Origin of the sequence: Streptomyces sp. NPDC048516 (assembly GCF_043199875.1) — a bacterium.
GTDB lineage: Bacteria > Actinomycetota > Actinomycetes > Streptomycetales > Streptomycetaceae > Streptomyces.
Map to the genome: position 1 here is coordinate 212,935 of NZ_JBICWS010000004.1, position 26,086 is coordinate 239,020.

Consider the following 26,086-nt stretch of genomic DNA (forward strand, 5'->3'; position numbering starts at 1 on the left):
AGGCAGACGCACCAGCAGACGGCCCGGCGGGGCACCGGCGGCGCATCCAGAACGTCCCGTGGCACCGGCGGAACGTCCCGCACCGCCGGCAGAGCGTCCCGCACCACCGGCGAAGGCTCCGGTCCCGCGGGCGGTACGGGCAAGCTGCGGATGACCCGCCGCGGCCGCATCCTCGCCTGGACGGGTGGCGTACTCGGCGTGCTGCTGCTCGGCACGGCCGGCGTCGGGGCGTGGGTCTACCAGCACCTGGACGGCAATATCCACGGTGTGGACATCGGGGTCGACGGCGCCCGGCCGGTCAACCTCAGCCCCGGCTCCAAGAACATCCTGGTCGTCGGCTCCGACAGCCGTGCGGGTGCCAACGCCAAGTACGGCAAGAACCTCACCACCATGCAGTCGGACACGCTGATGGTGCTGCACATCGCCGCCGACCGTAAGTGGGCCACCGCGCTGTCCTTCCCCCGGGACTCCTGGGTGCAGATCCCCGCCTGCACCCGGGGCAACGGCTCGAAGTCGTCCCCGCACCACTTCAAGATCAACGAGGCGTTCTCGATCGGCGGTGACTCCGGCGACATCCGCAAGGCCGCGGCCTGCACCATCAAGACCGTCGAGAAGAACACCGGGCTGCGCATCGACCACTTCACCTCGGTCGACTTCCAGGGCTTCAAGGGCATGGTCAACGCGCTGGGCGGCATAGAGGTCTGCCCCAAGCACGCCATCCACGACAAGAAGGCCCACCTCGACATGGACGCGGGCTGCCAGAACGTCCGGGACGAGAAGGCGCTCGGCTACGTCCGCACCCGCTACAGCGTCGGCGACGGCTCCGACCTCGGCCGCATCGGCCGGCAGCAGGAGTTCATGAAGGCGCTGGGCGCCAAGGCCCAGTCCAAGCTCACCAGCCCCGGCGAGCTCTACGACTTCCTGAACTCGGCCACCAAGTCCCTGACCACCGACAACGACCTGGCCGGTATCAAGCCCCTCTACGACCTGGCCGCGACCGTCAAGGACATCCCCACCGACCGCCTCACCTTCCTGACGGTCCCCAACTACTACCGCGAGGCCGACGTCCCCACCGACAAGGCCAATGTCGTCTGGCAGTATCCGCAGGCCGGCCGGCTCTTCAGCGACCTGGCGCACGACCGCGAGATCGGCGCCGCCGGAAAGCAGAAGCTCGCCGAGGCCGCGAAGAACCCGGTGACCGCCCGCGCCGTGCGGGTCCGCGTCCTCAACGGCACCGGCGCACCCGGCCGGGCCGCCTCCGCCGCCGACCAGCTGCGCAAGCTCGGGTTCACGGTCGTCGGCACCGGCAACGCCCCGGCGACGGACAAGACCACCGTCAGCTACCCGGCCGCGCTCAAGACACAGAGCGAGGTGCTGTCCTCCCGCCTCCCCGGCACCAAGGCCACGGAGTCGGCCGGGGCGGCCCCGGGCGCGGTGACCCTGACCATCGGGCCGGACTTCCCGGCTCAGATGCCCTGACGCCGAGGTCCCTCAGGCGCGCAGGCGTTCCACCGGCCGGGCCGTGTGTACCTCGATATCGTGCGCGGCGCGCTGCAGCAGTTGATGGCTGAGGTCCGACATCGCCCGCGACACGGCCAGCTCGTCCCCGATGGCCGGGACGTTCTCGTCGGCGGGGTTACAGCGGGCCTCTCCCTGGCCGACCATCTGCCCGCCCTCCTTGCCACGCAGCCTGGCCTCGGCCCGGACCTGGTTGTCGGTCTCGGTGATGCTGATCTCGGCGTTCCATGTCTTCGTGCCGGTCACCGGAAGCCTCCTCGTCCGCCCAGGGGCAGCAGGGGCACCGCCCCCACAAAAATCCTCGCACCGGCGTCCGCGGGCCGCACCCGGGGCGGGGGCATCACCGTGCGGCCGGAGACGGCACCGCGCGGCCGGGGACGGCACCGTGCGGCCGGAGACGGCACCGTCGGGCGGGGAGAGAGCACCGCGAAGCCCGCCTGATGCAGCGGCATCAGACGGGCCCGGGCAGTGCCGCGGGCGCCCCGCCGCCGCGTCGTCAGTCCTCCCCTTCCAGCTCCCCTTCGGTCTCCAGGAACGCCTGCCGCAGCGCCGCCAGCGTCTCGGCGTCCGGCTTCTCCCACATACCGCGGGACTCCGCCTCCAGGAGGCGTTCGGCGATGCCGTGCAGGGCCCAGGGGTTGGCTTCCTGGAGGAAGTCGCGGTTCTCCGGGTCGAGGACGTAGGTCTGGGCGAGCTTGTCGTACATCCAGTCGGCGACGACGCCCGTGGTGGCGTCGTAGCCGAACAAGTAGTCCACGGTCGCGGCGAGTTCGAAGGCGCCCTTGTAGCCGTGGCGGCGCATCGCCTCGATCCAGCGGGGGTTGACCACCCGGGCGCGGAAGACCCGGGAGGTCTCCTCGACCAGGGTGCGGGTGCGGACCGTCTCGGGACGGGTGGAGTCACCGATGTACGCCTCGGGGGCCTTGCCCTTGAGCGCCTTGACGGTGGCGACCATGCCGCCGTGGTACTGGAAGTAGTCGTCGGAGTCCGCGATGTCGTGCTCGCGGGTGTCGGTGTTCTTGGCGGCGACCGCGATGCGCTTGTAGGCGGTCTCCATCTCGTCCCGGGCCGGGCGGCCTTCGAGACCGCGGCCGTAGGCGTAGCCGCCCCAGACGGTGTAGACCTCGGCGAGGTCGGCGTCGGTGCGCCAGTCGCGGGAGTCGATCAGCTGGAGCAGGCCCGCGCCGTACGTCCCCGGGCGGGAGCCGAAGATGCGGGTGGTGGCGCGCCGCTCGTCACCGTGCTCGGCCAGGTCGGCCTGGGCGTGGGCGCGGACGAAGTTGGACTCCGCGGGCTCGTCCAGACCGGCGACCAGCCGTACGGCGTCGTCGAGCAGGCCGATGACGTGCGGGAACGCATCACGGAAGAAGCCGGAGATGCGCAGGGTGACATCGATGCGGGGACGCCCGAGCTCGGCGAGGTCGATCGGCTCCAGGCCGTTGACCCGGCGCGAGGCGTCGTCCCATACGGGGCGGACCCCCAGCAGGGCCAGGGCCTCGGCCACATCGTCGCCGCTGGTGCGCATCGCGCTGGTGCCCCACAGGGACAGGCCGACCGACTGCGGCCAGTCGCCGTTGTCGTCGCGGTAGCGCTCCAGCAGGGAGTCGGCGAGGGCCTGGCCGGTCTCCCAGGCGAGGCGGGAGGGGACGGCCTTGGGGTCGACGGAGTAGAAGTTCCGGCCCGTCGGCAGGACGTTGACCAGGCCGCGCAGCGGGGATCCTGAGGGACCGGCCGGGACGAAACCGCCGTTGAGGGCGTGCACCGCGTGGTCGATCTCGTCGGTGGTGGCGGCGAGGCGCGGGACGACCTGGCGGGCGGCGAAGTCGAGGATGTCGGCGACCGCGGTCGGGTGCCCCTCGGCGACGCCGGGCACCGCCGCCGGGTCCCAGGCCGCGTCCTCCATCGCCTGGACCAGGCCACGGGCGGTCTCCTCGGCCGCGTCGGCAGTCGTCCGGGTGGCCGCCGACTCGTCGAGGCCGAGCGCCTCCCGCAGACCGGGCAGGGCGGAGGTGCCGCCCCAGATCTGGCGGGCACGGAGGATGGAGAGGACGAGATTGACGCGCGCCTCACCGGCCGGGGCGCCGCCCAGGACGTGCAGCCCGTCGCGGATCTGGGCGTCCTTGACCTCGCACAGCCAGCCGTCGACGTGCAGCAGGAAGTCGTCGAAGCCGTCGTCGTCGGGGCGAGCCTCCAGGCCCAGGTCGTGGTCGAGCTTGGCGGCCTGGATCAGCGTCCAGATCTGGGCGCGGATCGCGGGCAGCTTGGCCGGGTCCATGGCGGAGATCGCCGCGTACTCGTCGAGCAGCTGCTCCAGGCGCGCGATGTCGCCGTAGGACTCGGCGCGGGCCATCGGCGGCACGAGGTGGTCGACGAGGGTGGCGTGGACCCGGCGCTTGGCCTGGGTGCCCTCGCCGGGGTCGTTGACCAGGAAGGGGTAGACGAGCGGGAGGTCGCCGAGGGCGGCGTCCGGGCCGCAGGCCGCGGACAGTCCGGCGTTCTTGCCGGGCAGCCACTCCAGGTTGCCGTGCTTGCCCAGGTGGACCATGGCGTCCGCGCCGAACCCGCCGTCGTCGGCCGATGCCGCGATCCAGCGGTACGCCGCCAAGTAGTGGTGCGAGGGCGGCAGATCGGGGTCGTGGTAGATCGCGATCGGGTTCTCGCCGAAGCCTCGCGGCGGCTGGATGAGGATGAGGAGATTGCCGCGGCGCAGGGCGGCCAGCACGATGTCGCCGTCGGGGTTGCGGCTCCGGTCGACGAACATCTCGCCGGGCGGCGGCCCCCAGTGCTCCTCGACGGAGTCACGCAGTTCCTGCGGGAGCGTGGCGTACCAGCGCTTGTAGTCGGCGGCCGGGATGCGGACCGGGTTGCGGGCGAGCTGTTCCTCGGTGAGCCATTCCTGGTCGTGGCCGCCGGCCTCGATGAGGGCGTAGATCAGCTCGTCGCCGTCGCCGGAGACCAGGCCCGGGACTTCTTCGCTGCCGAAGTCGTAGCCGTCGGCCTGCAGGCGGCGCAGCAGGGCCACGGCGCTGGCCGGGGTGTCCAGGCCGACCGCGTTGCCGATCCGGGAGTGCTTGGTCGGGTACGCCGACAGCACCAGGGCGAGGCGCTTGTCCGCGGCCGGGATGTGGCGCAGCCGGGCGTGCCGGACGGCGATCCCGGCGACCCGGGCGGCGCGCTCGGGGTCGGCGGCGTACACCGGCAGGCCGTCCTCGTCGACCTCCTTGAAGGAGAACGGCACGGTGATCAGCCGGCCGTCGAACTCGGGGACGGCGATCTGCGAGGCGGCGTCCAGCGGCGACAGGCCCTCGTCGTTCTCCTCCCAGGCGCTGCGCGGCCCGGTCAGGCACAGGGCCTGCAGGATCGGTACGTCGAGGGCGGCCAGCGCGCCCGCGTCCCACGCCTCGTCGTCGCCGCCGGCGGACGCCTCGGCGGGCTTGCTGCCACCCGCGGCGAGCACGGTGGTGACCAGGGCGTCGGCGGACCGCAGCTCCTCGATCAGCTCCGCCTCGGGGGCACGGAGGGAGGCGACGAACAGCGGGCGGGCCCGGCCGCCCGCCGCCTCGATCTGCTCGCACAGGGTCCGTACGAAGCCGGTGTTACCGCTCATGTGGTGCGCGCGGTAGTAGAGCACGGCGATCTGCGGGCCGGTCTCGTTGCGGGCCTCCCACTCCAGCGGTCCCCAGGACGGGGCGGGCTCGGGCGGCTCGAAGCCGTGGCCGGTCAGCAGCACCGTGTCGGACAGGAAGCGGGCGAGCTGGTCGAGGTTGGCGGGCCCGCCGTGCGCGAGGTAGGCGTGCGCCTCGGCCGCGATGCCGACCGGGACCGTCGACTGCTCCATGAGCTGGGCGTCGGGGGCCTGTTCGCCGGTGAGGACGACGACCGGCCGGTGCTGGTCCTCGGCGAGCAGCACCTCCAGGCCCTCCTCCCAGGCGCGGATGCCGCCGAGGAGGCGTACGACGACGAGGTCACAGCCCTCCAGCAGGTCAGGCAGCTCGGCGACGTCGAGCCGGGCGGGGTTGGCGAGCCGGTACGGCACGGGGCCCGTGGCCGCGCGGGCACTGAGCAGGTCGGTGTCGGAGGTCGACAGCAGCAGAAGCATGCGAGCGCAGGCCTTCCTCGGGGTGTCCGCGCCCCGGGTGGTCGTAAGGACGGCGGGAGTTCCTGGCTCGCCCGGCAGCTGCCGGGTTCACAGTGGCGGGACCGCGCCGGATTCTCACCGGGCTTCCTCCCCGGGGCCGCAGCCCCTGCGCCGTCGCTGGCGTCCGGCGGGCCAGCCGACCCACCGACCTGAATGGTAAAGGCTGTGGCCGGGTCAGGTAAGCGGGCATGGGGACAGGCCGCGACGGGACCACGGGGAGGGCCCGCGGCGGGACGGGCGAGGGGCACGCGGCGGACGGGGAGACGGGCACGCGACGGACCGGCGGACGGGCACACGGCGGGAGGGGGCGACGGGCACGCGCGGGCAGGGGGCGGGCAGGTGGCGGACCGGCCGACGGGCAGGCAGCAGGCCGGGTGCCTGGCCGGATCCGGGCCGGATCGGCGCCCAGCCTCGTGGGTATGCTCGCCGCCATGCCGCCCTCCCCCTCGACACGGTCCCGGGCCGCCGCACCGCCGCTGCGCGACCGCGGTGACGCCTGCCCGGGAGCGCTGCGACTGCACCAGGCCGCCGACGGCCACCTCGCCCGCATCCGGCTGCCCGCCGGAGATTTGACGATGCGTCAGGCCACTGCCCTGGCCGACGCCGCTGACCTGCTCGGTGACGGACATCTCTCCCTCACCTCCCGCGGCAACGCCGAGCTCCGCGGCCTTGCGGAGGACTGCGGCAGCCGCCTCGCCGCTCTGCTGCGCGACGCCGGTCTGCTGCCCTCCGAGCGCCATGAACGCATCCGCAACATCCTCGCCTCGCCGCTGGCCGGACTGGACCGGCACACCCCTTCCGACGTGCGACGGTGGGCCCGTGAGCTGGACGCGCTGCTCTGTGCGAGCGAGTCCGCGACCGCCCTCTCCGGCCGTTTCCTGTTCGTTCTGGACGACGGACGGGGCGATGTGGCGGCGCTCGGCGGGGATGTGAGCTTGCTCGCAGAACCGGGGGCGGGGGCGGAAGCGGAACCGCTAGCGGGAGCGGACGAGGACGGGGAGGGGACCGGCCCGGCCGGCGGCGCCCTGCTGCGGATCGGCGACGATCCGGCGGCACTGCAGGTCGCCGGCCCGGACGTGCCGCGCGCCGCGCTCGCCGCCGCCGAGGCCTTCCTGACCACCGCCGCGGCGAGCGGCAGCGGCGCCTGGCGGGTCCGCGAACTCCCGGACGGGCACCGGCTCACGGCCCGGGAGGTGGCGGAGGCACTGCGGTCGGCGGGCATCGAGGCCGCGTACGTGGCCGAGCCGCCCGCACGCGTCGCCCGCACCTCGCCGCCGCACGCCCCTCCGTACGCCCTGCCGCACTCCCCGCCGTACGCGGACTCCGCCGCCCCCGGCATCGTCGAAGGCCCCGACGGCGACCGGGCGCTCTCGGTCCTGGCGCCGCTGGGCCGGCTGTCGGTGGCCCAGTGGCGGCTGCTGACCGCGATCGCCGACGTCGACGGCTCCGGCGCGCTGCGCCTCACCCCGTGGCGCGGCATCGTCCTGCCCGGAGTGCCTGCCGCCGCGGCACCGGACCGGCTGGCGGAGCTCACCGCCGCCGGCCTGATCACCGACCCGGCCTCCCCCTGGCACCGCCTCGGCGCCTGTACGGGCCGCCCCGGCTGCGCCAAGTCCCGTACGGACGTGCGCGCCGACGCCACGGCCGCCGTCGCCGCCGGCACGACCGTCCCGGACGGAGCGCCCACCGGCTCCTCTCCCCCGGGCGTCCCCGTCTACTGGTCCGGCTGCGAACGCCGCTGCGGTCACCCGCACGGCACCTGGGTCGACGTACTGGCCACGGCGGAGGGCTACCGGGTGGCACTGGTGGAACCGGACGGCGCCCCGACCGCCGCGCGGCCCCCCGCACGGCCCTCCGCACGCACCGCGGCGTCCCGCCCCCCGGCCCCGCCCTCGGCCCCATGAACCACCCCGGAGCCCGCACCACCCGAACGCCCCGCACCACCCACGAAACCCTGCACCACCCCGAAGCCCCATGAACTGCCCCGAAATCCCATGAACCACCCGAGCCCTCCCGCACCCGACACCCCTGAGGCCCAAGTGACCGCGTTCGACTACGAGAAGGACGGGGCGACGATCTACCGCCAGTCCTTCGCCACCATCCGCGCCGAGGCGGACCTCGCCGGCCTGCCCGCCGACGTCAGCCAGGTCACGGTCCGCATGATCCACGCCTGCGGCATGGTCGACCTGGTACGCGATCTGGCCTTCACCCCCGAGGTGGTGGCCCGCGGCCGCGCGGCGCTGCGCGCCGGTGCGCCGATCCTCTGCGACGCCAACATGGTCGCCAGCGGCGTCACCCGTAAGCGGCTGCCGGCCGGCAACGAGGTGCTGTGCACGCTCACCGACCCCGCGGTCCCGGAGCTGGCGGCCAGGACGGGGACCACCCGCAGCGCCGCGGCCCTGGAGCTGTGGCGGGACCGGATGGAAGGTGCCGTGGTCGCGTTCGGCAACGCCCCCACCGCCCTCTTCCGGTTCCTCGAAATGATCGAGGAGGGCGCGCCCCGCCCGGCCGCCGTCATCGGCATACCCGTGGGCTTCATCGGCGCCGCCGAGTCCAAGGACGCGCTGATCGCCCACCCGTCGAAGCTGGACCACCTCGTGGTGCGCGGACGCCGTGGCGGCAGCGCCATGGCCGCGGCCGCGATCAACGCCATGGCAAGCGAGGAAGAGTGAGCGTGAGCGAGCAGCAGGCAACCGGTGACGGCAGCGTCGCGACGACGGCCGGCCCGGGCCGGCTCTACGGGGTCGGCCTCGGTCCCGGCGACCCGTCCCTCATGACGGTCCGGGCGGTCGAGATCATCGCCGGCGCCGACGTCATCGCGTACCACAGCGCCCGGCACGGACGCTCGATCGCGCGCTCCATCGCCGCCGCGCACCTGCGCCCCGACCACATCGAAGAGGCGCTGGTCTACCCGGTCACCACCGAGTCGACCGACCACCCCGGCGGCTACCGGGGCGCGCTGGACGAGTTCTACGAGTCCGCGGCGGCCCGCCTCGCCGCCCACCTCGACGCCGACCGCACCGTCGCCGTCATCTCCGAGGGCGACCCGCTCTTCTACGGCTCCTACCAGCACATGCACAAGCGGCTGGCCCACCGCTACCCCACCGAGGTCATCCCCGGCGTCACCTCCATCAGCGCCGCCGCGGCCCGCCTGGGCAAGCCGCTCGCCGAGGCCGACGAGGTCCTGACGATCCTCCCCGGCACGCTCCCGGAGGAGGAGTTGACCGCCCGCCTGGCCTCGACCGACACGGCCGTCGTCATGAAGCTGGGCCGCACCTTCCCCACCGTGCGCCGCGCCATGGAACGCTCAGGACGCCTCCCCGAGGCCCGCTACGTCGAACGCGCCACGATGCCCGGCGAGCGCACCGGCACGCTCGCCGGCATCGACACCGACACCGTCCCCTACTTCTCCGTCGCGGTCGTCCCCAGCCGCGTCGCCGAGCAGTCCTACAGCGCGCCCGGTGCGGAGGCCGACGAGGCCACCGCACCGTCCGGTCCCGGCGAGGTCGTGATCGTCGGCACCGGGCCGGCCGGCCCCCTCTGGCTGACGCCCGAATCCCGCGGGGCCCTGGCCGCCGCCGAAGACCTCGTCGGCTACGCCACCTACCTGAACCGCGTCCCGCTGCGCCCCGGCCAGCGCCGCCACGCCTCCGACAACAAGGTCGAGTCCGAACGCGCCGAACTCGCCCTCGACCTGGCCCGGCGCGGCCGCCGGGTGGCCGTGGTCTCCGGCGGCGACCCCGGCGTCTTCGCCATGGCGACCGCCGTCCTTGAGGTCGCCTCCCAGGACCCGTACCGCTCGATCCCCGTACGCGTCCTGCCGGGCGTCACCGCCGCCAACGCCGCCGCCGCCCGCGCCGGCGCCCCGCTCGGCCACGACTACGCGGTCATCTCCCTCTCCGACCGCCTCAAGCCCTGGGAAGTCATCGCCGAACGCCTCCACGCGGCGGCCTCCGCCGACCTGGCCCTCGCCCTCTACAACCCCGGCTCCCGCAGCCGCACCTGGCAGGTCGGCAAGGCCCGCGAACTCCTCCTGGAACACCGCGCCCCCGACACCCCGGTCATCCTCGCCCGCGACATCGGCGGCCCCGAGGAATCCGTCCGCACGGTGCGTCTGGCCGACCTCGACCCGACCCAGGTCGACATGCGCACCCTCCTGATCGTCGGCTCCTCCCAGACCCAGGCGGTCCGTCGCGACGACGACACGGAGATCGTGTGGACACCGCGGAGGTATCCGGAGGGCTGAGCTTGAAAGGGTTCCTTCGGCTCAGGCGTTGAGGTCCAGGACGCGGACCGGTTCACCGTGCCATCGCTTCGGGGCGGTGGTGGCGACGATCGCTCCCTCGGGACGGTCGGCCGTGGGCTGGGCTGCGTACTGGCTGTGGGCCGCGGCCCACGTCTCCTGTCCTGCTATGACCAAGGCGGCGGGCAGGTCCAGGTCCAGGACGGTGATGCCGGGCATGGCGGCAAGGTGCTCGGCCGTGCCGGGCCGTGCGCGGTCGGCTTCGACAAGCGCGCACGTCGGCGCGTAGAGGTACCAGCCGGATTCGGCGTGGGCACGGTGGATGAGGCGAGAGGCGAGGACGTTGCCCTGGCCGGCCGCGGTCATCGCGGTGTCGTCCAGGACGATGTGCAGAGGGTCGCTCACTGGCCGGTCACCCGCGCCAGCCGCCGGTCGAGCTCACTGTCCAGGTCCTGCTGCTGTGCCGCGGTCGGGGCGTACCCGTTCCACTTCTGCAGTGCCGCAAGGGCCTTCTCCGCACGCTCGGCACGTTCGGCCGGGGTCAGCATGGTCTCCGCCAGGCGTGCCAGATAGGCGCGCAGCGACAGCCCCTCGGCAGCCGCTATCGCGGCGAGCCGGTCCTTGGCCTCTTCAGGGATGCGGACATTGGCATCGGACATCGTCGCGCTCTTCCGTGGGGTACGGGTACGTACCCGTACCCTATCTCACGCCTCGCCCGTCGCCCCTCGCCCGTCAGCCTCAGCCGACGGCCCGGCATTCAGGCCCCGGTGGCCGCCCCTCACGGCGGCAGACCGCACACCGGTCCGTGCCGTCCCACGCCTCCCACCGGAAGGCCGCAACCATTCACGATCACTCTCCAGTGGGCACCGCCACCGGTCTCCGTGGACAGCACACCTAGGGAAGACCCCCATGAAATCTCCGGGGCGTCGCGGCGGGTGCGTGGGGAGATTCCAGGGGTGGGGATCGTTCCGGAAGGGGATCCGGGGCCGGGCCGGTGGCGGAAGGGTGAAGCCCATTGGTTTTGGACGCTTGGGGACAGGTGAGCGATGCGGCAGCGGATACGGACCGCCCTGGTTGCGGCAGTCGTGGTGGGTGGGCTGGTGGGTTCGGTGGGCGTGACGCCCGCCGTCGCGGACGAGAGAAGCGCGCAGGCGGCGGCAGTCGCCGCCCGACCCAACGGACCCGACGGGCCTGACGCGGGGGCGCTGGAGGCCGCCATCGCGAAGCTGCCCGACGGAAACACCACGGCCGCACTCGCGCGTGCGGGCGGGGAGGGCGGGAGTTGGCACGGCAGTTCCGGGGTGCGGGACCTGCACAGTGGGCGGAAAGCGCTGGAGAACGCGCGGTTCCGGGCGGGTTCCACGACAAAGGTCGTCACGGCGGCGCTCGTGCTGAGGCTCGCCTCCCAGGGGCGGATCGACCTCGACGGCACGGTGCAGCACTACCTGCCGGGCTTGCTGACAGACGAGTTCGAACCCATCACCATAAGGCAGTTGCTCACGTATACGAGTGGGCTGCAGCCCGGTGCCACCCTTGGGCCGGAGAACGGCGAGGGGTATGAGAACCGCTTCAGGACCCTCACCCCCGAGCAGGTGGTCGCCGGCTCTGTGGCGAAGGGGCCTTACCGCGGCGAGGGCGAGGGGCCGGGCAAGAAGCAGCGGTACGACAACATCGACTACACCGTGCTGGGTCTGCTCGTGGAGAAGGTCACCGGCGATTCGTACGCGCACCAGGCATGGCTGCAGGTGCTGCGCCCCGCCGGCATGCGGCACACCTCCTTTCCGGACGGGCCCGACCCGCGCATTCATGGCCCGCACAACCGCGGCTACCAGAAGCTCACGGACGGCCGCCTCGTGGACGCCACCATGTGGAACGTCTCCGACCGCCGGGCGGTGGGAGACATGATCTCCACGACAGCGGACCTGGAGCGGCTGATATCCGCCCTGTTCCGGGGGCGGATCGTGCCCCAGCCACTGCTGGACCGCGAGATGTTCACGGTGCCGGACATCAAGGGTGCCCGGATGAGTGCCGGACTTGAGCGGTACGACGCGGGGGACGGCCTCGTCCTGTGGGGCAAGAGCGGCGCCCGGCCTGGCTACAGCACTCTGCTCGTCGCCACCCGCGACCTGTCGCGGACCCTCATCTACTCCCTCAACTCGACCGACGCGAAAAGCACGACTCCCAACCCGGTCGGAGAACGGCTCATCCGCGCGGCCTTCGGGGTACGCACGGCAGCGCACAAGTAGCTCGTCCCGGGGCCGGAACCCGGGGCCGGGCGCCGGTCGAGCTCAGCCGAGCCGGCCGCCCTTCACCTCACCTATGAAGGCCGACCAGACCTCGGCCGGGAAGAGCAGCACACCACCAGTCGGGGTCTTACTGTCACGCACCGGGACCGCCCCGGGGAAGCCCTCGGAGACCTCCACGCAGTTGGCGTCGCCGCCATTGCTGTAGCTGCTCTTGCGCCACGCGAGGGCGGCCGGGTTCAGGATCGTCTTCACGGCTTGCTGCCTTCCCCTCGTCCTCAACTCAGTTGGTCCGCCTTGACGGTGGCTATGAACGACGTCCACGCCTCTGCCGGGAAGAGCAGCACGCCGCCGGACGGGTTCTTGCTGTCACGGACCGGGACGGCGCCGGGGAAGCCATCGGAGACCTCGACGCAGTTGTCCTCTCCTCCGTCGCTGTAGCTGCTCTTGCGCCATGCAACACCTGACAGGTTGGGGATCGTCTTCATGGCCTGCTGTCCTCCACCAACTGCTGGATGAATGTGGATGAGGCACACGGCGGCAGTGCCGCGTCTCGCAGGCGATCGTAAGACAATCGGTATCGCTCGATTTCTGCTGGATCTTCGACCAACTCCCCTGACCTGTTGCCCTCCAGGTAGGCAACAGCACTGCCGTCCGCCATCCAGAGGAGCGAGAGTGGCCCGCCAGTGAGGCCCTGCACCCCGGCAGACAGCGGAAGCACCTGGATCGTCATAGTCGGAGCTTCGGCAGCGCCCTCGATCCGGGCAAGCTGGTCATGCCAGACCTTGGGATCGGGTGCCGGGCGCCGCAGAACCGCCTCGTCGAGAATGATCCGGACGCTGGGCGGAGGGGTGCGGCGCAACAGTTCCTGCCTACCGATACGAGCAGCGACGTCGTCTTCGAGCTCGTCCGGACTTTTCGAAGTTGGAGACGACGACAGCACGAACCGCGCGAAGCCCTCGGTCTGCAAGAGGCCAGGGACGACCACCGCGTACTTGTGAATAATCGTGGCCTTCGCCTCAAGCTTCATGAACTCCCGGTACTTGTCCTTGAAGGCATCCAGCCGCGCCAGCCCCCACAACCGCACCAGCAGCTCACCCGTCCCGTAGACCCGGTCCAGCGCCTCCATGACCGGGAGCTTGGAGAGTCGTTCGCCGGTCTCCAGGCGGTGCAGGTAGGTGCGGTCGTAGTTGGTCTCCTCGGCGAGCTGGGCCAATGATTTGCCCGACGCCTCCCGTAACCGCTGGAGTTCGCAGGCGAGGACCCAGCGAGCCGAACCCACGTACTCCTCGGAATTCTTTTCGACCATTCCCCAATACCCCTGTTGTCCTGTCCCTACGGCAACGCCAACTCCCTGTCGGAAGCGGCCCGTTGTGACGACTCTAGGAGTGTGAAAGGGCTTTTGCAGCCCAGTCAGGACTCGAACCCAGAAGAGGGAGAAGAAGAAATGGGAATGGCGGAGCGCGGGCCGGCGGCCGGGAAGCGCAGGGACGCGGAGCAGGCGTGCGGCGAGCTGCGGACGGCGCTGAAGGGGGCGGGGATCACCCTGCCGTCGCTGGCCGTGGACCCGGTCTCGCTGGCGGATCACTTTCCGCAGCCGCTCGTGGAGCTGGGCCGCTGCACCCCGGACGTCGCACGCCGGCTCGCGGAAGCGGTGCGGACGTGCGCCCCGTGAGCACCGAGGCAGACGAATCCGCGAGTGCCCAGGAGCCCGGTCGCGAAAACGTGAAGGCCGACCGCGATGACGAGCCTGCGGAATCGGCAAAACGTCGCGAAGAATTAGCAAAAAGGGTCCGCGAGGCCAATCACTTCAGCGTGCATTGGCCTCGCTGAAAAGGCTGCGGATCCATTGCACGGCCTCGTCCGGACCCGCCGCCACCGGCACCCCGTCGGGCAGCGGCGGCCGCCGGACGACCACCACCGGTACGCCCGCCTCACGCGCCGCCGTCAGCTTGGCGGCGGTGGCGGTCGCGCCGCTGTCCTTCGTGACGACGACGTCGATGCGGTGGTCCCGGAGGAGCTGCCGTTCGCCGTCCGGGGTGAACGGGCCGCGGGCCAGGAGGGTCGTCATCCGGGGCGGGTGCGGCGGCTCGGGGGCGTCGACGGAGCGGACGAGGAACCAGAGGTCGGTGAGGTGGGCGAAGTGGGCCAGGCCCATGCGGCCGGTGGTGAGGAAGATGCGGGTGCCGAGGGCGGGGAGGGCGGCGGCGGCCTCGTCCAGGGAGGTGACCTGGTGCCAGTCGTCGCCGGGTCCCGGTACCCAGCCGGGCCTGCGGAGGGCGAGCAGGGGAACATGGGCGGTGGCGGCGGCCAGGGCCGCGTGGTGACTGATCGTGTCGGCGAAAGGATGGGTGGCGTCAATGAGCGCGTCCACCGCATGCTCCCGCAGCCAGCGGGCTTGGCCCTCGGGGCCCCCGAACCCGCCGATGCGGACCTCCCCGGCGGGCAGCCGCGGCGCGGCGACCCGGCCGGCGAGCGAGGTCGTCACGCGCAGGGACGGCTCCGCTGCCAGGGTGGCGGCCAGGCGGCGGGCCTCCGTCGTGCCGCCGAGGATCAGTACGTGGCGCGGCGGGCGGGCTGCGTCGGGCATGGGATGTGGGTTCCTCCGTGGCTGAAGCGCAACCGCAGGGTACGGGGCATACGGGTACCGGGCATACGGGGCCGCAGGGTACGGGCAAGGCCGCGGGCGGGCGCAGCGCGCAGCTCGCGCACACCGGGCTGCGGCACGGCTGGACGACCGGGGCCTGTGCGACGGCGGCGAGCACTGCCGCGTACACGGCGCTGCTGAGCGGCGAGTTCCCGGACCCGGTGACGATCACCCTGCCGAAGGGGCAGACGCCGTCCTTCGCGCTGGCTGTGGAGAAGCTGATGGTGGAGGAGCCGAGGGCAAAGGAGCCGACGGTAAAGGAGTCCGCGCCGGGGTGTACGGCCGCCATGGCGGGGGTGGTGAAGGACGCGGGCGACGATCCCGACGTGACCCACGGGGCGCTCGTCCGGGCCACCGTGCGGGCGCTGCCGCCCGGGTCGGGGGTCGTGTTCAAGGCCGGGCCGGGGGTCGGGACGGTGACCCGGCCCGGGCTGCCGCTGGACGTGGGCGAGCCGGCGGTCAACCCCGTACCGCGGCAGATGATGCGAGAGCACCTGGCCGAGGTCGCGGCGCGCTACGGCGGCGGTCCGGGGGCGGCTGCCGACGTCGAGGTGGAGATCTCCGTCGATCACGGGGAGGAGATCGCCCGCAGCACCTGGAATCCGCGGCTGGGGATCCTGGGCGGGCTGTCGATCCTGGGAACCACCGGGATCGTGGTGCCGTACTCCTGCTCGGCCTGGATCGACTCCATCCGGCGCGGCGTGGACGTGGCACGGGCGGCGGGGCGGCGGCACGTGGCCGGGTGTACGGGATCGACGTCGGAGAAGGTCGCCGTCGCGCTGCACCACCTGCCCGAGGACGCGCTGCTGGACATGGGGGACTTCGCGGGGGCGGTGCTCAAGTACATCCGGCGCCACCCCGTGGAGCGGCTGACCATCTGCGGCGGGTTCGCCAAGCTGTCCAAACTGGCGGCCGGACATCTGGATCTGCACTCCGCGCGGTCCCAGGTCGACAAGGGATTCCTGGCGGAGCTGGCCCGGCGGGGCGGGGCGGACGAGACGCTGGCACAGGCGGTGGCCGAGGCCAACACGGGCCTGGCGGCGCTGCAGTTGTGCGCCGCGGCGGACGTCCCGCTGGGGGATCTGGTGGCGGCGACGGCGCGCGACGAGTCGCTGGCCGTGCTGCGGGGGGCGCCCGTCGCGGTCGACGTCATCTGCATCGACCGGGCGGGCATGGTGGTGGGGCGGGCGGAGCCGCGGGGGCCGGTGGACGCCCGTCAGGGTGGCCGGCTCCGGTGAAGGGCTCGCCCCACCTCCGCACCTGTCAGGTAGTCAGGTACGCAGCCCGTACCGGCTTGCCACGCAGTCGCTGCCGCGGCCGGTGAGCCTGCCCAGCGCCGTGCCGAGGGCACAGGTGGTCAGCTGCAGCGGGTTGTCGCGGAACCGCCCGTTGCGGTCGAAGCCTGCTTGCCTGCGGTCGTAGCGCCCTGCCGGACGGTTGTTCACGCGAAGCGGCCGGTCGTTCATCGCGGCCGGGCTGTCGTGCATCCACGGCGAGCTGTCGTGCGTCTGTGCCGGGGTCTCCGCCGCCGTCGCCTGCGTGGTGTGGTCCCTGCCGTCGGCGCCGGCGACGTTGCCGCCGAAGAGCGTCAGCAGGACGGCGGCGCCGACCGCACCGGCGGCCAGTCTGGTACGCATCGTGGCGCACTCCTTTGCTCGGCCCCCCTTGGGTCTCGCAGCTTCCTTACCGGCCCCCGGTAGCCGAGTAACGGACATTCACCCCTATGCGGTCGTATGGTCAGCCGGACGGGCCCGGGGAAGTCGGGTCTGACGGGGCCGGGCTTCAGACCCGGGGACAGGTCCGGGGACAGGCAGTGGGCGGACAGAGAGAGGGCACCAGGCGGGCGCCCGTAAACGGATGTGCCGCCTTTCGGTGCGGAACCTTCACCGAAAACCCATAAACCGAATCCGGAAAGCGGAAACTGAAAGCGCGACTGCGACTGCCATCGCGAGGGACGTGACGCACCCCCGGCAACCCAAAGGGCATTTCAGGGCTTCGGCGTAAATTCATAATCCCTGCGACAACCAGCATGACAACCCGCGCCACAACCCGCGTTACGCGGAAAATGCAGACATCTCACACCATCCCACTCGGCGGATACCCGGTGCGCCCCATCAGGCAAGAACCGGACAAAGATGCACGTCAGGGCGGTTGTGACGTCGCATTTCACGCCGATGAAAAACGGGCCGGCAAGTTGCCGCGAAACCCCTCGCCGTGATTGCATTTCATGAACACGCGGACGCCATTACGCGCGTCATTCTCCCGGTGTCCGGTTTCCGGTGCCCGGTGCCAGGCGCCCGTGTTGCGGACGGATTACTCCACAATTCGGCCTGTGTTGGTTCAGAATCCACAGCATTGACGAAAAGGGCACACCATGCGCAACGACTTCACCGCCGCCACGGAGATCTCCGACAGCGAGCTCGAGAACATTTCCGGTGGTCTCGTCGCCGGCGGCGCCAACACGGGTGCCGAGATCGCCGGGCACGGCGTCTCCGCGAACGTCGGCGGCTTCCTCGGCGCCGGCGCGTCGGTCTCCCCCGAGGGTGCCTCTGCGCAGGTCTCCGGCTCCGTCATGGGCGCGGTGCACACCACCAGCCTCTGAGAGCGGCACGCCACGCATCAGCAGGACGCAGCGGAACCCCGGGACATCCCGTCCCGGGGTTCCGGTGTGTCTGTGTCTGCGTTTACGTCTGGGTCTGCCCGGGTTCAGGGAGTGGCAGGAGCGCCTGCTCCGGCCTCGCCTGCACCACACCCACCGTGCGGCCGCTCCCGGTCCGCCGAGTAGAGATGGCTGTCGCGGAACTGCTCGGCGCCCAGGGTGCGGCCGACCATGATGACGGCCGTACGGACCACGCCCGCGGCCTTCACCTGGGCGGCGATGTCGGCGAGGGTGCCGCGCAGGACCAGTTCGTCGGGGCGGGAGGCCATGGCGACGACGGCGGCCGGGCAGTCGGCGCCGTAGTGCGGCAGGAGTTCGTCGACGACCCGGTCGACGTACATCGCGGCCAGGTGGAGGACCAGCAGCGCACCGCTGCGGCCGAGAGTGGCAAGGTCCTCGCCCTCGGGCATGGGGGTGGCGCGTTGGGCGACGCGGGTGAGGATGACGGTCTGGCCGACGGTGGGGACGGTCAGTTCGCGCCCCAGGGCGGCGGCGGCCGCGGCGAAAGCGGGCACGCCCGGCACCACGTCGTACGGCACCCCGGCCGCGTCCAGCCTGCGCATCTGCTCGGCGACGGCGCTGAAGACGGACGGGTCGCCGGAGTGCAGCCGGGCGACGTCGTGGCCCTCCTCGTGAGCGCGGACCATCTCGGCGGTGATCGTGTCGAGGTCCAGCTGAGCGGTGTCGATGAGCCGGGCGCCGGGCGGGCACTCGGCCAGCAGCTCGCGCGGCACCAGGCTTCCCGCGTAGAGGCAGACCCCGCAGGAGGCGAGCGTACGGGCGCCGCGCACGGTGATCAGGTCGGCGGCGCCGGGACCCGCGCCGATGAAGTGGACGGTCATGGTTGCTCGGTCTCCTGGGGGCGGGAGGACGGGGGCAAGGACGGAGAAACGGCCGGGGACGGAGAGACGGCCGGCGGCTTCACGGCCGACCACTGGGTGACCGGCATCGCCTGCCGCCAGCCTGTGAAGCCGCCGACCGGCACCGCATGGGCGACGGCGAGCCGGACCAGTTCGCCGCCGTACCGCCGGTGGCAGTCGGCGAGCAGCGCCTCGGACTCCAGCGTCACCGTGTTCGCGACGATCCGGCCGCCCGCGGGCAGCGCCTCCCAGCACGCGGCCAGCAGGCCGGGGGCGGTCAGCCCGCCGCCGATGAACACCGCGTCCGGGGTCGGCAGTCCGTCCAGGGCGGCGGGCGCCGATCCGTGGACGACGCGCAGCGCGGGGACGCCGAGCGCGCGGGCGTTGCGGCCGATCCGCTCGGCCCGTACGGCGTCGCGCTCGACACCGATGGCGCGGCAGGTGTGGTGCGCCCGCAGCCACTCGATGGCGATGGAGCCGGAGCCGCCGCCGATGTCCCACAGGAGTTCGCCGGGGGCGGGCGCCAGCGCGGCGAGGGTGGCGGCACGGACATGGCGCTTGGTGAGCTGGCCGTCGTGTTCGTAGGCCGCGTCGGGGAGGCCGGGGACGGGGGACAGCGGTGGGGTGCCGGGTGCGCGGCGGCAGTCGAGGGCGATGACGTTGAGGGGGTCGGCGGGCGGAGCGTCCCAGCCGTCGGCGGTGCCCTCCGCCATCCGTTCGCGCGAGCCGCCCAGTTGCTCCAGTACCCGCATACGGGTCGGGCCGAAGCCGTGGGCGCGCAGCAGGGCGGCAACCTCGGCGGGGGTACCGGCACCGGCGGACAGCACCAGCAGGCGGTGGCCGTCGTACAGCCCGCGGGCCAGGTTCTCGGTGGGCCGCCCGACGAGCGTGATGACCTCGGTGTCCTCCAGCGGCCAGCCGAGGCGGGCGCAGGCGTAGGAGACGGAGGAGGGGTGGGGGAAGATCCGGAGCCGGGGCCCTGACGGGGGCGCCGCTACCGCTTCCCCTGCTGCTTCCTCTTCCGCGGCGGCTCCCCCTTCCGCTGCCCCTTCAACTGCTGCTCCCCCTGCCGTTTCCGCCAGTACCTCGGTCAGGGTCCGCCCGATCCCGTAGAACATCGGATCGCCGCTGGCCAGCACGCACACCCGGCGCCCGGCGTGCGCGGCGAGCAGTCCGCGGACGGCGGGGCGCAGGGGGGACGGCCACGGGACGCGCTCACCGGCGCACTCGTCGGGCAGCAGCGCGAGCTGGCGGGGGCCGCCGATCAGTACCTCGGCGCTCCGCAGCTCCTGCCGGGAGGCGGCGGGCAGTCCGTCCCAGCCGTCGGCCCCGATGCCGACGACGGACACGGGTTCAGGAGCGGCCGGGGCGGGTGGTGCGGGGCTCACTGCCGAATACCTCAGAGGTCGGGAGGGGCCGGACCCGAGGAACCCGTCGAAGACGAAGGGGCACCGGTCCGGGGGACGGGAGCCGAACTTTACTGACCGGTCGCCTCGCGCGGTCCCGCTGCCCCCCGTCAACCCGCGTCAACCCGCGCGGCGGCCCCATCCCCTCACACCGGCACCACGAGTCACCTCAGCGCCACGAGTCACCCCAGCGCCACGAGTCACCCCAGCGCCACGAGTCACCCCAGCACTGCGAGTCATCTCAGCGCCACCAGCTAACCCAGCACCACGAGCAAGAACTGCCACGCGAACAGAAACGCCGCGCAGAAACCCACTCCGGCCGGCAGCCACTGCCAGAGGCCGCGCGGGGAGTCGAAGCAGACCAGGTAACCGAGCACGGCGACCACACCGGTCAGCGCACCCAGCCAGAAGGGGAGGCCGTCGTGGTAGCCGTACAGGATCGCGACGGCGGCCAGCAGGCCGAGCACCGCCAGGATCTGGCCCTTGCCGGGTGCGGGCCGCACGGTCTCGCCCGTAGCGCTCATAGCGCCGGATGCTACCGGGGCACAAAGGCTCCGGCGGCTTCCCACGCCAGCCGGGAGCGGACATCCGAGTTCCGTTTTCCACCCCGGCTCCCCTTCCCGCCCGCACCGCTCTGACCAGGCACGACAGTCCGTTCGACGGTAATGACAACGGTCACCGATGCAGCCTTTGGATCTTTTGCTGAAGTGCGGTTTGCTTCGGAGCAAGGAGCCAGGAAGGAGCGCGCCCATGACCGGACACGCCCACAGCCACGGGCACAGCCACAGCCACGCCCACGGGGTCTCGCCGGACGCCGACCGGCGCTGGCTGCGCAGCGCGCTCATCCTGCTCACCGCATACATGGCGGTCGAGGTCGTCATCGGTGTCCTGGCGCAGTCCCTGGCACTGATCTCGGACGCCGCCCATATGCTCACCGACGCGGTCTCGATCGTGCTGGCCCTGGTCGCGATGCGGCTGGCGGCGCGGCCCGCGCGCGGTGGGTACACCTACGGGCTCAAGCGCGCCGAAATCCTCTCCGCACAGGCCAACGGCATCACGTTGCTGCTGCTGTCGGTCTGGCTGGCGTACGAGGCGGTCCAGCGGCTGATCTCGCCGCCCGCGGTGACCGGCGGGCTGGTGCTGGTCACCGCGCTGTCCGGGATCGTGGTGAATCTGATCTGCACCTGGCTGCTGTCCCGCGCCAACCGCTCCAGCCTGAACGTCGAGGGCGCCTACCAGCACATCCTCACCGACCTGTTCGGCTTCGTCGCCACCGCTCTCGCCGGTCTGATCGTGCTGACGACGGGGTTCGAGCGGGCGGATGCGATCGCCTCGCTGGTGGTCGTCGCGCTGATGCTGCGGGCCGGTACGGGGCTGGTGCGCGAATCCGGACGGATCTTCATGGAGGCCGCACCGGCCGGGGTCGACCCGGACGCGCTGGGCGAGCGTCTGGTCGCCATGGACGAGGTCGTCGAGGTGCACGATCTGCACATCTGGCAGATCACCTCCGGGCAGCCGGCGCTCTCCGCGCACATCCTGGTGGCGCCGGGCGGTGACTGCCACAAGGTCCGCCGCGGTCTGCAGGAGCTGTTGAGCGGCGAGTACGGCATCAGCCACGCCACCCTCCAGGTCGACCACGTCGGCGAACAGGGCTCGCCGGACGACGTACTGACGCTGGGCCCGCGGCCCGGCGCCGGAGCGGAGGAGCAGGCCGGCCATTGCGAGGACTCCCACGGTCCGGTCCACCGGTCGGGGCCGCACCGGCGTTGACGGGTCCGGTGCGGCGGCCGGGGCCGCACCGGCGTTGAGCGGCGGCCACCGCCCCTCACTCGGGTGAACCCGGCCCGGGAGGAGGCCGCCTGCCGCCGGTGACGGGGGCCGCGGTGCTCGGATGACGGCATGAGAACCGCCGTTGTCTGCGCGCTGCTCTGCGCCGCCCCGCTCCCCGGACCGTCCGCCGCCGCGTACGCCCCGCAGGCACCGCCCGTCGGCGCGTACACCCCGCGGGCACTACCCGTCGCCGCGTACACCCCGCGGGCACTACCCGTCGCCGCGTACATCCCGCAGGCATCGTCCGCTGCCGCGTACATCCCGCAGGCATCGTCCGCTGCCGGGTACGCCCCGGCGCCCCCCGCCGTCTCGGTCACGGTGGCGGTGACGGACGGACGGGACGACGCCGAGGCCGGCAAACGGCTCGACTACCGCATCACTGTGCACAACCTCGGCCCCACCGCCGTCCACGGGGCCCGCATCGAGCAGGAGATGCCGGCCACCACCACCTCCGCCACCGCGCCCGGCGCCACCGTCGAAGGGCGCGGCGTGGGCCGGCAGAAGGCGGTCTGGCGCTCCGACCTGCCCGCACACGACATCCAGGTGTTCACCGCCTCGGCCGTGCTCGGCGACCGTGCCGACCGCGCCGGCAGCGCCGCCCCCGGCACCCTGCGTGCCGCCGCCACGGTCTGTGTCTACGTGGACGAATCCTTCGCCCCCACGGCCTGCTCCGGCGACCTGGACGATCTGCCGGAGACCCGCGCGGACGCCGGGGCCGGCGGCGGCTGGGGGTGGTGGGCGGCGGCGGCCGCGGCCGCCGCGCTGCTCGGGCCGGGAGTGGTGCGGGCGGTACGGCGGCGGCGCGGCGCGGCGCCGCGCTGAGGCCACGGATCGGTCCGAGCCCACGGGCCGCGCGCCGGGTCACCCGTTGGCACCGGCCCCGCTCGCGGGCGGCGGGGGTTCGCACTTGCCTGGAAGCAGGCCGTAGGGCGCGTTGCGGGGGACTTCCCGTGCCCGGCCGGGCCAGGGGCTCACCGGCAGGAACTGCCGGACCGGCACCGAGGTCTTCCCGAGCCCGGCCGGTCCGCGGGACGCGCCCTTGTCCGCCCGCCGGGCAGGAAGGACCAGACGCGATGTCAGCGAACGCTCCCCTACGCCCGGGCGGGCGGATGACGGAGCGGGAGCGCTCGCCGTGGCGGTGCGGGCGGGCGGTGGCCGGTGGGGTGCTGCTGCTGTTGGGTGCCTTGCTGCTGCCGCTGAGTCTGGCGGCGACCTGGGCACGAGCCGAGCTGACCCAGACCGACAGCTACGTGGCGGCGGTGGCACCACTGGCCGGGAATCCTGCCGTTCAGAACGCGGTCGTCGACGATGTGACGGACGGGGTGATGGCGCATGTCCGGCTCGACGGGCTGCTGGACGCCGTACCGCGCGCCGAGCGTCCCGCGCTGCGCAAGCACTTCACCCGCGGCCTGCGCCAGTTCGTGGACAAACAGGTACGGCAGGTCGTCACCGGGCGCGGCTTTCCCGCGGTGTGGAACGGGGTGCACCGGACCGCCCACCGGAGCCTGGACGGCAGTCTGACCGCGTCCGGCCGCTCCGCGGTCACCCTTGATCTCACACCGGTCGTGGAGCGGGTCAAGCGTCAGCTGTCGCACAACGGCATGGGGCTCGACCTCCTCGGCCGGGTGCCGCGGGCCGGGGTGGAGATCGTGCTGCTGAAGGCACCGGACGTGCCACGGATCCGGGCCGTTTACCGGGTCGTGCACACCGGGGCGCTGCTGTTGCCGCCCGCCGCGGCGCTGTGCCTGACCGGCGGGCTGCTGCTGGCCCGGCAGCGGCGGCGGGCGCTGATCTGTACGGGACTGGGCTGCGCGGCGGCAGCCGCCCTGCTGGCCGCCGCGCTCGCGCTGGTCCGCGGCCGGGCCCTGGACGCGCTGCCCGCCGTGATCTCCCGGCCCGCCGCGGGCGCCTACGCCGATGCGCTCACCGGCCCGTTGCTCACCGGCGTCTGGCTGGTCGTCGGTGCCGGCACCCTGACAGCGGCGCTGGCCGCGGCGGGGCCGCCGGCGGCCCGGACGCTGCGGGCGCGCCGCCTCGCCCGCGCCGCCGCAGGCCCCTGAGCTCCGCTCAGATCGCCAGGACCGTCTTGCCCTGCGCCCGGCCGCTGCGGCTGGCTTCCAAGGCCTCCGGCGCCTCCTCCAGCGAAACCTCGCGTCCCACGAGGACCGTCAGACGGCCCGCGTCGACCTGACCGGCGAGGATCTCCAGCAACTGCTGGGAGGGGCGGTTGACGAAGTTGAAGCCGCGCAGGTTGTTGTCGGTCAGCTCGTCGGCGTCGGCCGAGCCGAGGAGCGAGACGGCCGTGCCGCCGTCGCGCACGGTCCGGGTCAGCTCGCCGAACTCGGCGGGCCCGCCGATCATGTCGATCAGCACGTCGACGCCGTCCGGATGAGCCGCGAGGACCTGGTCGGCGAGCGGGCCCGCGGCATGGTCGACGGTCTCCGCGGCGCCCAGCGTCCGCATCAGCTCCGCCTTGGCCGGGCGCGCGGTGGCGATCACCTCGGCGCCACGGCCGGCCGCGAGCTGGGTGACGAAGGTGCCGACGCCGCCGGTCGCGCCGACGATCAGCACCCGGGTGCCCTCGGTGACCCGGGTCTCCTCGACCAGGTTGTACGCGGTCATGCCGGCCGTCGGCAGCCCCGCGGAGGTGGCGTAGGTGACGCTCCGGGCGGCGTGCGCGAGGCGGCTCTCGTCGGCGACGGCGAGCTCGCAGTAGGAACCGCCGCCCTGCTCCGGCCGCTGGAACTGCCCGAACACGGCGTCGCCGACGGTGAATCGCCGTACGCCGTTCCCGATCGCAAGTACCTCGCCCGCCCCGTCCGACCCCAGGACGAGGGGGAAGGCCGCCGGCACGGCATCGCCGAACATGCCGTCGGCGATCTTCCAGTCGACGGGGTTGAGTCCGGCGGCGGACAGCCGCACCAGAACCTCACCGGGCCCTGGCTCGGGCTGGGGCAGATCCATGAGCTGCGGCTTTTCACCGAATGCGCTGACTGCTACGGCTCTCATCGTGGCGTTCCCTTCCACCCTTCCGAACGGTGGCCGAAGGGGATCGTAAGCACGCGGGTGGGGCCGGACGCGGCAGGAGGAGAGGCGGTGCGGCGGAAGCAACTCGTACGGCCCCGCGCACCGGGGCTGTACGGCCCTCCGTTCGACGGGACGCGGTCCCAGGGGCCGTCGGTCCGGCCCGTAGGTCCCCGGCCCCGGCGGCCACCCGATTGCCCGTGTGACGGGTCCGTTCACGAGCCGCGGGATTCAATGGCGCAATGATCCGGTTCGAGTCCGTCACCAAGCGCTACCCCGACGGGACCACCGCTGTCGACGACCTCTCCTTCGAGGTCGGCGAGGGGGAGCTGGTGACGCTGGTCGGACCGTCCGGCTGCGGCAAGACGACGACCATGATGATGGTCAACCGGCTCATCGACCCCACGCACGGCCAGATCTATGTCGACGGTTCGGACGTCGCCGGTGTCGACCCGGTCGCACTGCGCCGCCGGATCGGCTACGTCATCCAGCAGACCGGTCTCTTCCCCCATCGCACCGTCCTCGACAACACCGCCACCGTGCCCTTTCTGACCGGCTGGAAGAAGGGCAGGGCCCGCGAGCGGGCCGCCGAACTCCTGGACCTGGTGGGCCTGGATCCTGCGGTCCACGGCTCGCGCTACCCCGACCAGCTCTCCGGTGGCCAGCGTCAGCGCGTCGGGGTGGCCCGTGCGCTCGCCGCCGACCCGCCGGTGCTGCTGATGGACGAGCCGTTCGGCGCGGTCGACCCGGTCGTCCGCGACCGGCTGCAGAAGGAGTTTCTGCGGCTGCAGGCCACCATGCACAAGACGGTGCTGCTGGTCACCCATGACATCGAGGAGGCCATCCGGCTCGGCGACCGGATCGCGGTCTACGGGGAGGGCCGGATCGAGCAGTACGACACGCCCGCGAGCGTCCTCGGTGCCCCCGCCACCCCCTATGTCGCCGAATTCGTCGGCACCGACCGCGCGTTGAAGCAGCTCTCGGTCACCGGGATCGACCGCGGCGATCTGGAACGCCCTCCGCTCGTGCGGCTCGGCGAACCCGCCGCGGACGCCGGAAGGCGGCTGCGGGCCGAGGGCGCCCGCTGGGCGGTGGTGCTTGACGAGGAGGGCGCGCTGCACGGCTGGGCGGGCACGGAGGAGTTGGCCGGAGTGGCGGGCACGGTCGCCGGGCATGCCCGGCGGATGGAAGCCTGGGTGCCGGTGACCGGCACTCTCAAAGCAGCCTTCAGCGAGATGCTCAAACACGATGCCGGCTGGATCGCGGTCCTGGACGGCCACCGTTTCCTGGGCGTCCTCACCCCGACCAAGCTCCATGAGGCGCTGCGCCGCACCATCGACTCCGACGAGCGAGGGGTGCCGCGCGAGCGGGCCGAGGTGGATTCCGTTCCCACGGAGTGAGGGCGCGGGGCGGAGTGGCCGTTTCACGTGAAACGCCTGCTCTGCCTGCCCGAGGGACCGGCCGGAGTTTCACGTGAAACCCCCCGCCACCTCACCCGCCCGCTCCCTCACCGCCCCG

25 protein-coding genes and 1 riboswitch are annotated in these 26,086 nt (G+C 72.6%); of the genes, 12 read left to right on the forward strand and 13 right to left on the reverse strand.

Going from position 1 to position 26,086, the window contains the following annotated elements:
• The first annotated feature begins 150 nt into the window (after positions 1-150).
• Complete coding sequence (locus tag ACGFR7_RS10545) at positions 151-1,479, forward strand: LCP family protein (protein ID WP_393316529.1); 1,329 nt, start codon at positions 151-153, stop codon at positions 1,477-1,479.
• A gap of 12 nt (positions 1,480-1,491) precedes the next feature.
• Here the strand turns inward: ACGFR7_RS10545 and ACGFR7_RS10550 are convergent, their stop codons facing one another.
• Both ACGFR7_RS10550 and cobN read right to left on the reverse strand, forming a co-directional pair.
• Positions 1,492-1,764, reverse strand: a complete 273-nt coding sequence (locus ACGFR7_RS10550; protein WP_393315909.1) for a DUF1876 domain-containing protein — start codon at positions 1,762-1,764, stop codon at positions 1,492-1,494.
• 250 nt (positions 1,765-2,014) lie between these two features.
• On the reverse strand, positions 2,015-5,617 hold the full coding sequence (cobN, locus tag ACGFR7_RS10555; RefSeq protein WP_393315912.1) for a cobaltochelatase subunit CobN: 3,603 nt from the start codon (positions 5,615-5,617) through the stop codon (positions 2,015-2,017).
• Positions 5,618-5,673: 56 nt separating this feature from the next.
• A riboswitch (cobalamin riboswitch) is annotated at positions 5,674-5,746 on the reverse strand.
• Between the two features lie 341 nt (positions 5,747-6,087).
• Here cobN and cobG point away from each other — a divergent pair.
• The 3 genes from cobG (at position 6,088) to ACGFR7_RS10570 (ending at position 9,902) form a co-directional block, all read left to right on the forward strand.
• Positions 6,088-7,560, forward strand: a complete 1,473-nt coding sequence (gene cobG / locus ACGFR7_RS10560) for a precorrin-3B synthase (RefSeq protein WP_393315915.1) — start codon at positions 6,088-6,090, stop codon at positions 7,558-7,560.
• 90 nt (positions 7,561-7,650) lie between these two features.
• Positions 7,651-8,328 carry a precorrin-8X methylmutase gene (locus ACGFR7_RS10565; protein ID WP_393315918.1) on the forward strand — a complete coding sequence of 226 codons (678 nt, stop codon included), beginning with the start codon at positions 7,651-7,653 and terminating at the stop codon, positions 8,326-8,328.
• On the forward strand, positions 8,325-9,902 hold the full coding sequence (locus ACGFR7_RS10570) for a precorrin-2 C(20)-methyltransferase (RefSeq protein ID WP_393315921.1): 1,578 nt from the start codon (positions 8,325-8,327) through the stop codon (positions 9,900-9,902). Before ACGFR7_RS10565 ends, ACGFR7_RS10570 begins: the two co-directional genes overlap by 4 nt.
• 21 nt (positions 9,903-9,923) lie before the next feature.
• Here the strand turns inward: ACGFR7_RS10570 and ACGFR7_RS10575 are convergent, their stop codons facing one another.
• The gene (locus tag ACGFR7_RS10575; RefSeq protein ID WP_393315924.1) at positions 9,924-10,304 is read right to left on the reverse strand and encodes a hypothetical protein; all 381 of its coding nucleotides are present in this window, start codon (positions 10,302-10,304) and stop codon (positions 9,924-9,926) included.
• Positions 10,301-10,558, reverse strand: coding sequence for a hypothetical protein (locus ACGFR7_RS10580; protein ID WP_393315927.1), 258 nt, complete (start codon positions 10,556-10,558; stop codon positions 10,301-10,303). The genes ACGFR7_RS10575 and ACGFR7_RS10580 overlap by 4 nt, the downstream gene beginning before the upstream one ends.
• 387 nt (positions 10,559-10,945) lie before the next feature.
• Between ACGFR7_RS10580 and ACGFR7_RS10585 the strand changes: the two genes are divergently transcribed.
• Positions 10,946-12,145, forward strand: a complete 1,200-nt coding sequence (locus tag ACGFR7_RS10585) for a serine hydrolase domain-containing protein (protein ID WP_393315930.1) — start codon at positions 10,946-10,948, stop codon at positions 12,143-12,145.
• Positions 12,146-12,187: 42 nt separating this feature from the next.
• Here the strand turns inward: ACGFR7_RS10585 and ACGFR7_RS10590 are convergent, their stop codons facing one another.
• Genes ACGFR7_RS10590 through ACGFR7_RS10600 form a run of 3 tightly spaced genes read right to left on the reverse strand, consistent with a single transcriptional unit; the run spans position 12,188 to position 13,451 of the window.
• Positions 12,188-12,397 carry a DUF397 domain-containing protein gene (locus ACGFR7_RS10590; RefSeq protein ID WP_393315933.1) on the reverse strand — a complete coding sequence of 70 codons (210 nt, stop codon included), beginning with the start codon at positions 12,395-12,397 and terminating at the stop codon, positions 12,188-12,190.
• 23 nt (positions 12,398-12,420) lie between these two features.
• A complete protein-coding gene (locus ACGFR7_RS10595; RefSeq protein ID WP_393315936.1) occupies positions 12,421-12,630 on the reverse strand; it encodes a DUF397 domain-containing protein in 210 nt (69 codons plus the stop codon).
• Positions 12,627-13,451, reverse strand: a complete 825-nt coding sequence (locus ACGFR7_RS10600) for a helix-turn-helix domain-containing protein (protein ID WP_393315939.1) — start codon at positions 13,449-13,451, stop codon at positions 12,627-12,629. Before ACGFR7_RS10600 ends, ACGFR7_RS10595 begins: the two co-directional genes overlap by 4 nt.
• Positions 13,452-13,595: 144 nt before the next feature.
• Between ACGFR7_RS10600 and ACGFR7_RS10605 the strand changes: the two genes are divergently transcribed.
• A complete protein-coding gene (locus tag ACGFR7_RS10605; RefSeq protein WP_393315942.1) occupies positions 13,596-13,817 on the forward strand; it encodes a hypothetical protein in 222 nt (73 codons plus the stop codon).
• 135 nt (positions 13,818-13,952) lie between these two features.
• Here the strand turns inward: ACGFR7_RS10605 and ACGFR7_RS10610 are convergent, their stop codons facing one another.
• Positions 13,953-14,732 (reverse strand): cobalt-precorrin-6A reductase, encoded by a 780-nt coding sequence (locus ACGFR7_RS10610; protein WP_393315945.1) that lies wholly within the window; start codon positions 14,730-14,732, stop codon positions 13,953-13,955.
• Between the two features lie 17 nt (positions 14,733-14,749).
• Between ACGFR7_RS10610 and ACGFR7_RS10615 the strand changes: the two genes are divergently transcribed.
• The gene (locus ACGFR7_RS10615) at positions 14,750-16,027 is read left to right on the forward strand and encodes a cobalt-precorrin-5B (C(1))-methyltransferase (protein ID WP_393315948.1); all 1,278 of its coding nucleotides are present in this window, start codon (positions 14,750-14,752) and stop codon (positions 16,025-16,027) included.
• A 33-nt stretch (positions 16,028-16,060) separates the two neighbouring features.
• Here the strand turns inward: ACGFR7_RS10615 and ACGFR7_RS10620 are convergent, their stop codons facing one another.
• Entirely contained in the window at positions 16,061-16,426 is a 366-nt protein-coding gene (locus ACGFR7_RS10620) for a hypothetical protein (protein ID WP_393315951.1), read from the reverse strand.
• A 737-nt stretch (positions 16,427-17,163) separates the two neighbouring features.
• On the opposite strand from ACGFR7_RS10620, the gene ACGFR7_RS10625 reads away from it, so the two are divergent.
• The gene (locus tag ACGFR7_RS10625) at positions 17,164-17,391 is read left to right on the forward strand and encodes a bacteriocin (protein WP_393315954.1); all 228 of its coding nucleotides are present in this window, start codon (positions 17,164-17,166) and stop codon (positions 17,389-17,391) included.
• A gap of 104 nt (positions 17,392-17,495) precedes the next feature.
• Here the strand turns inward: ACGFR7_RS10625 and cobM are convergent, their stop codons facing one another.
• The 3 genes from cobM to ACGFR7_RS10640 all read right to left on the reverse strand — a co-directional run bounded on the left by cobM (position 17,496) and on the right by ACGFR7_RS10640 (position 20,238).
• Positions 17,496-18,290, reverse strand: coding sequence for a precorrin-4 C(11)-methyltransferase (gene cobM, locus ACGFR7_RS10630; protein ID WP_393315957.1), 795 nt, complete (start codon positions 18,288-18,290; stop codon positions 17,496-17,498).
• Complete coding sequence (cbiT, locus tag ACGFR7_RS10635; RefSeq protein WP_393315960.1) at positions 18,287-19,696, reverse strand: precorrin-6Y C5,15-methyltransferase (decarboxylating) subunit CbiT; 1,410 nt, start codon at positions 19,694-19,696, stop codon at positions 18,287-18,289. Before cbiT ends, cobM begins: the two co-directional genes overlap by 4 nt.
• 272 nt (positions 19,697-19,968) lie before the next feature.
• Complete coding sequence (locus tag ACGFR7_RS10640) at positions 19,969-20,238, reverse strand: hypothetical protein (RefSeq protein WP_393315963.1); 270 nt, start codon at positions 20,236-20,238, stop codon at positions 19,969-19,971.
• Positions 20,239-20,464: 226 nt separating this feature from the next.
• Between ACGFR7_RS10640 and ACGFR7_RS10645 the strand changes: the two genes are divergently transcribed.
• The 3 genes from ACGFR7_RS10645 to ACGFR7_RS10655 all read left to right on the forward strand — a co-directional run bounded on the left by ACGFR7_RS10645 (position 20,465) and on the right by ACGFR7_RS10655 (position 23,604).
• Positions 20,465-21,484: a cation diffusion facilitator family transporter gene (locus ACGFR7_RS10645; protein WP_393315966.1), complete on the forward strand. Its 1,020-nt coding sequence runs from the start codon at positions 20,465-20,467 to the stop codon at positions 21,482-21,484.
• Between the two features lie 129 nt (positions 21,485-21,613).
• Positions 21,614-22,366: a hypothetical protein gene (locus tag ACGFR7_RS10650; protein ID WP_393315969.1), complete on the forward strand. Its 753-nt coding sequence runs from the start codon at positions 21,614-21,616 to the stop codon at positions 22,364-22,366.
• A 251-nt stretch (positions 22,367-22,617) separates the two neighbouring features.
• Positions 22,618-23,604 carry a hypothetical protein gene (locus tag ACGFR7_RS10655; protein WP_393315972.1) on the forward strand — a complete coding sequence of 329 codons (987 nt, stop codon included), beginning with the start codon at positions 22,618-22,620 and terminating at the stop codon, positions 23,602-23,604.
• Between the two features lie 7 nt (positions 23,605-23,611).
• Here the strand turns inward: ACGFR7_RS10655 and ACGFR7_RS10660 are convergent, their stop codons facing one another.
• Positions 23,612-24,553 (reverse strand): NADP-dependent oxidoreductase, encoded by a 942-nt coding sequence (locus tag ACGFR7_RS10660; RefSeq protein ID WP_393315975.1) that lies wholly within the window; start codon positions 24,551-24,553, stop codon positions 23,612-23,614.
• A 257-nt stretch (positions 24,554-24,810) separates the two neighbouring features.
• Between ACGFR7_RS10660 and ACGFR7_RS10665 the strand changes: the two genes are divergently transcribed.
• Entirely contained in the window at positions 24,811-25,968 is a 1,158-nt protein-coding gene (locus tag ACGFR7_RS10665) for an ABC transporter ATP-binding protein (protein ID WP_393315978.1), read from the forward strand.
• Positions 25,969-26,086: the final 118 nt, after the last annotated feature.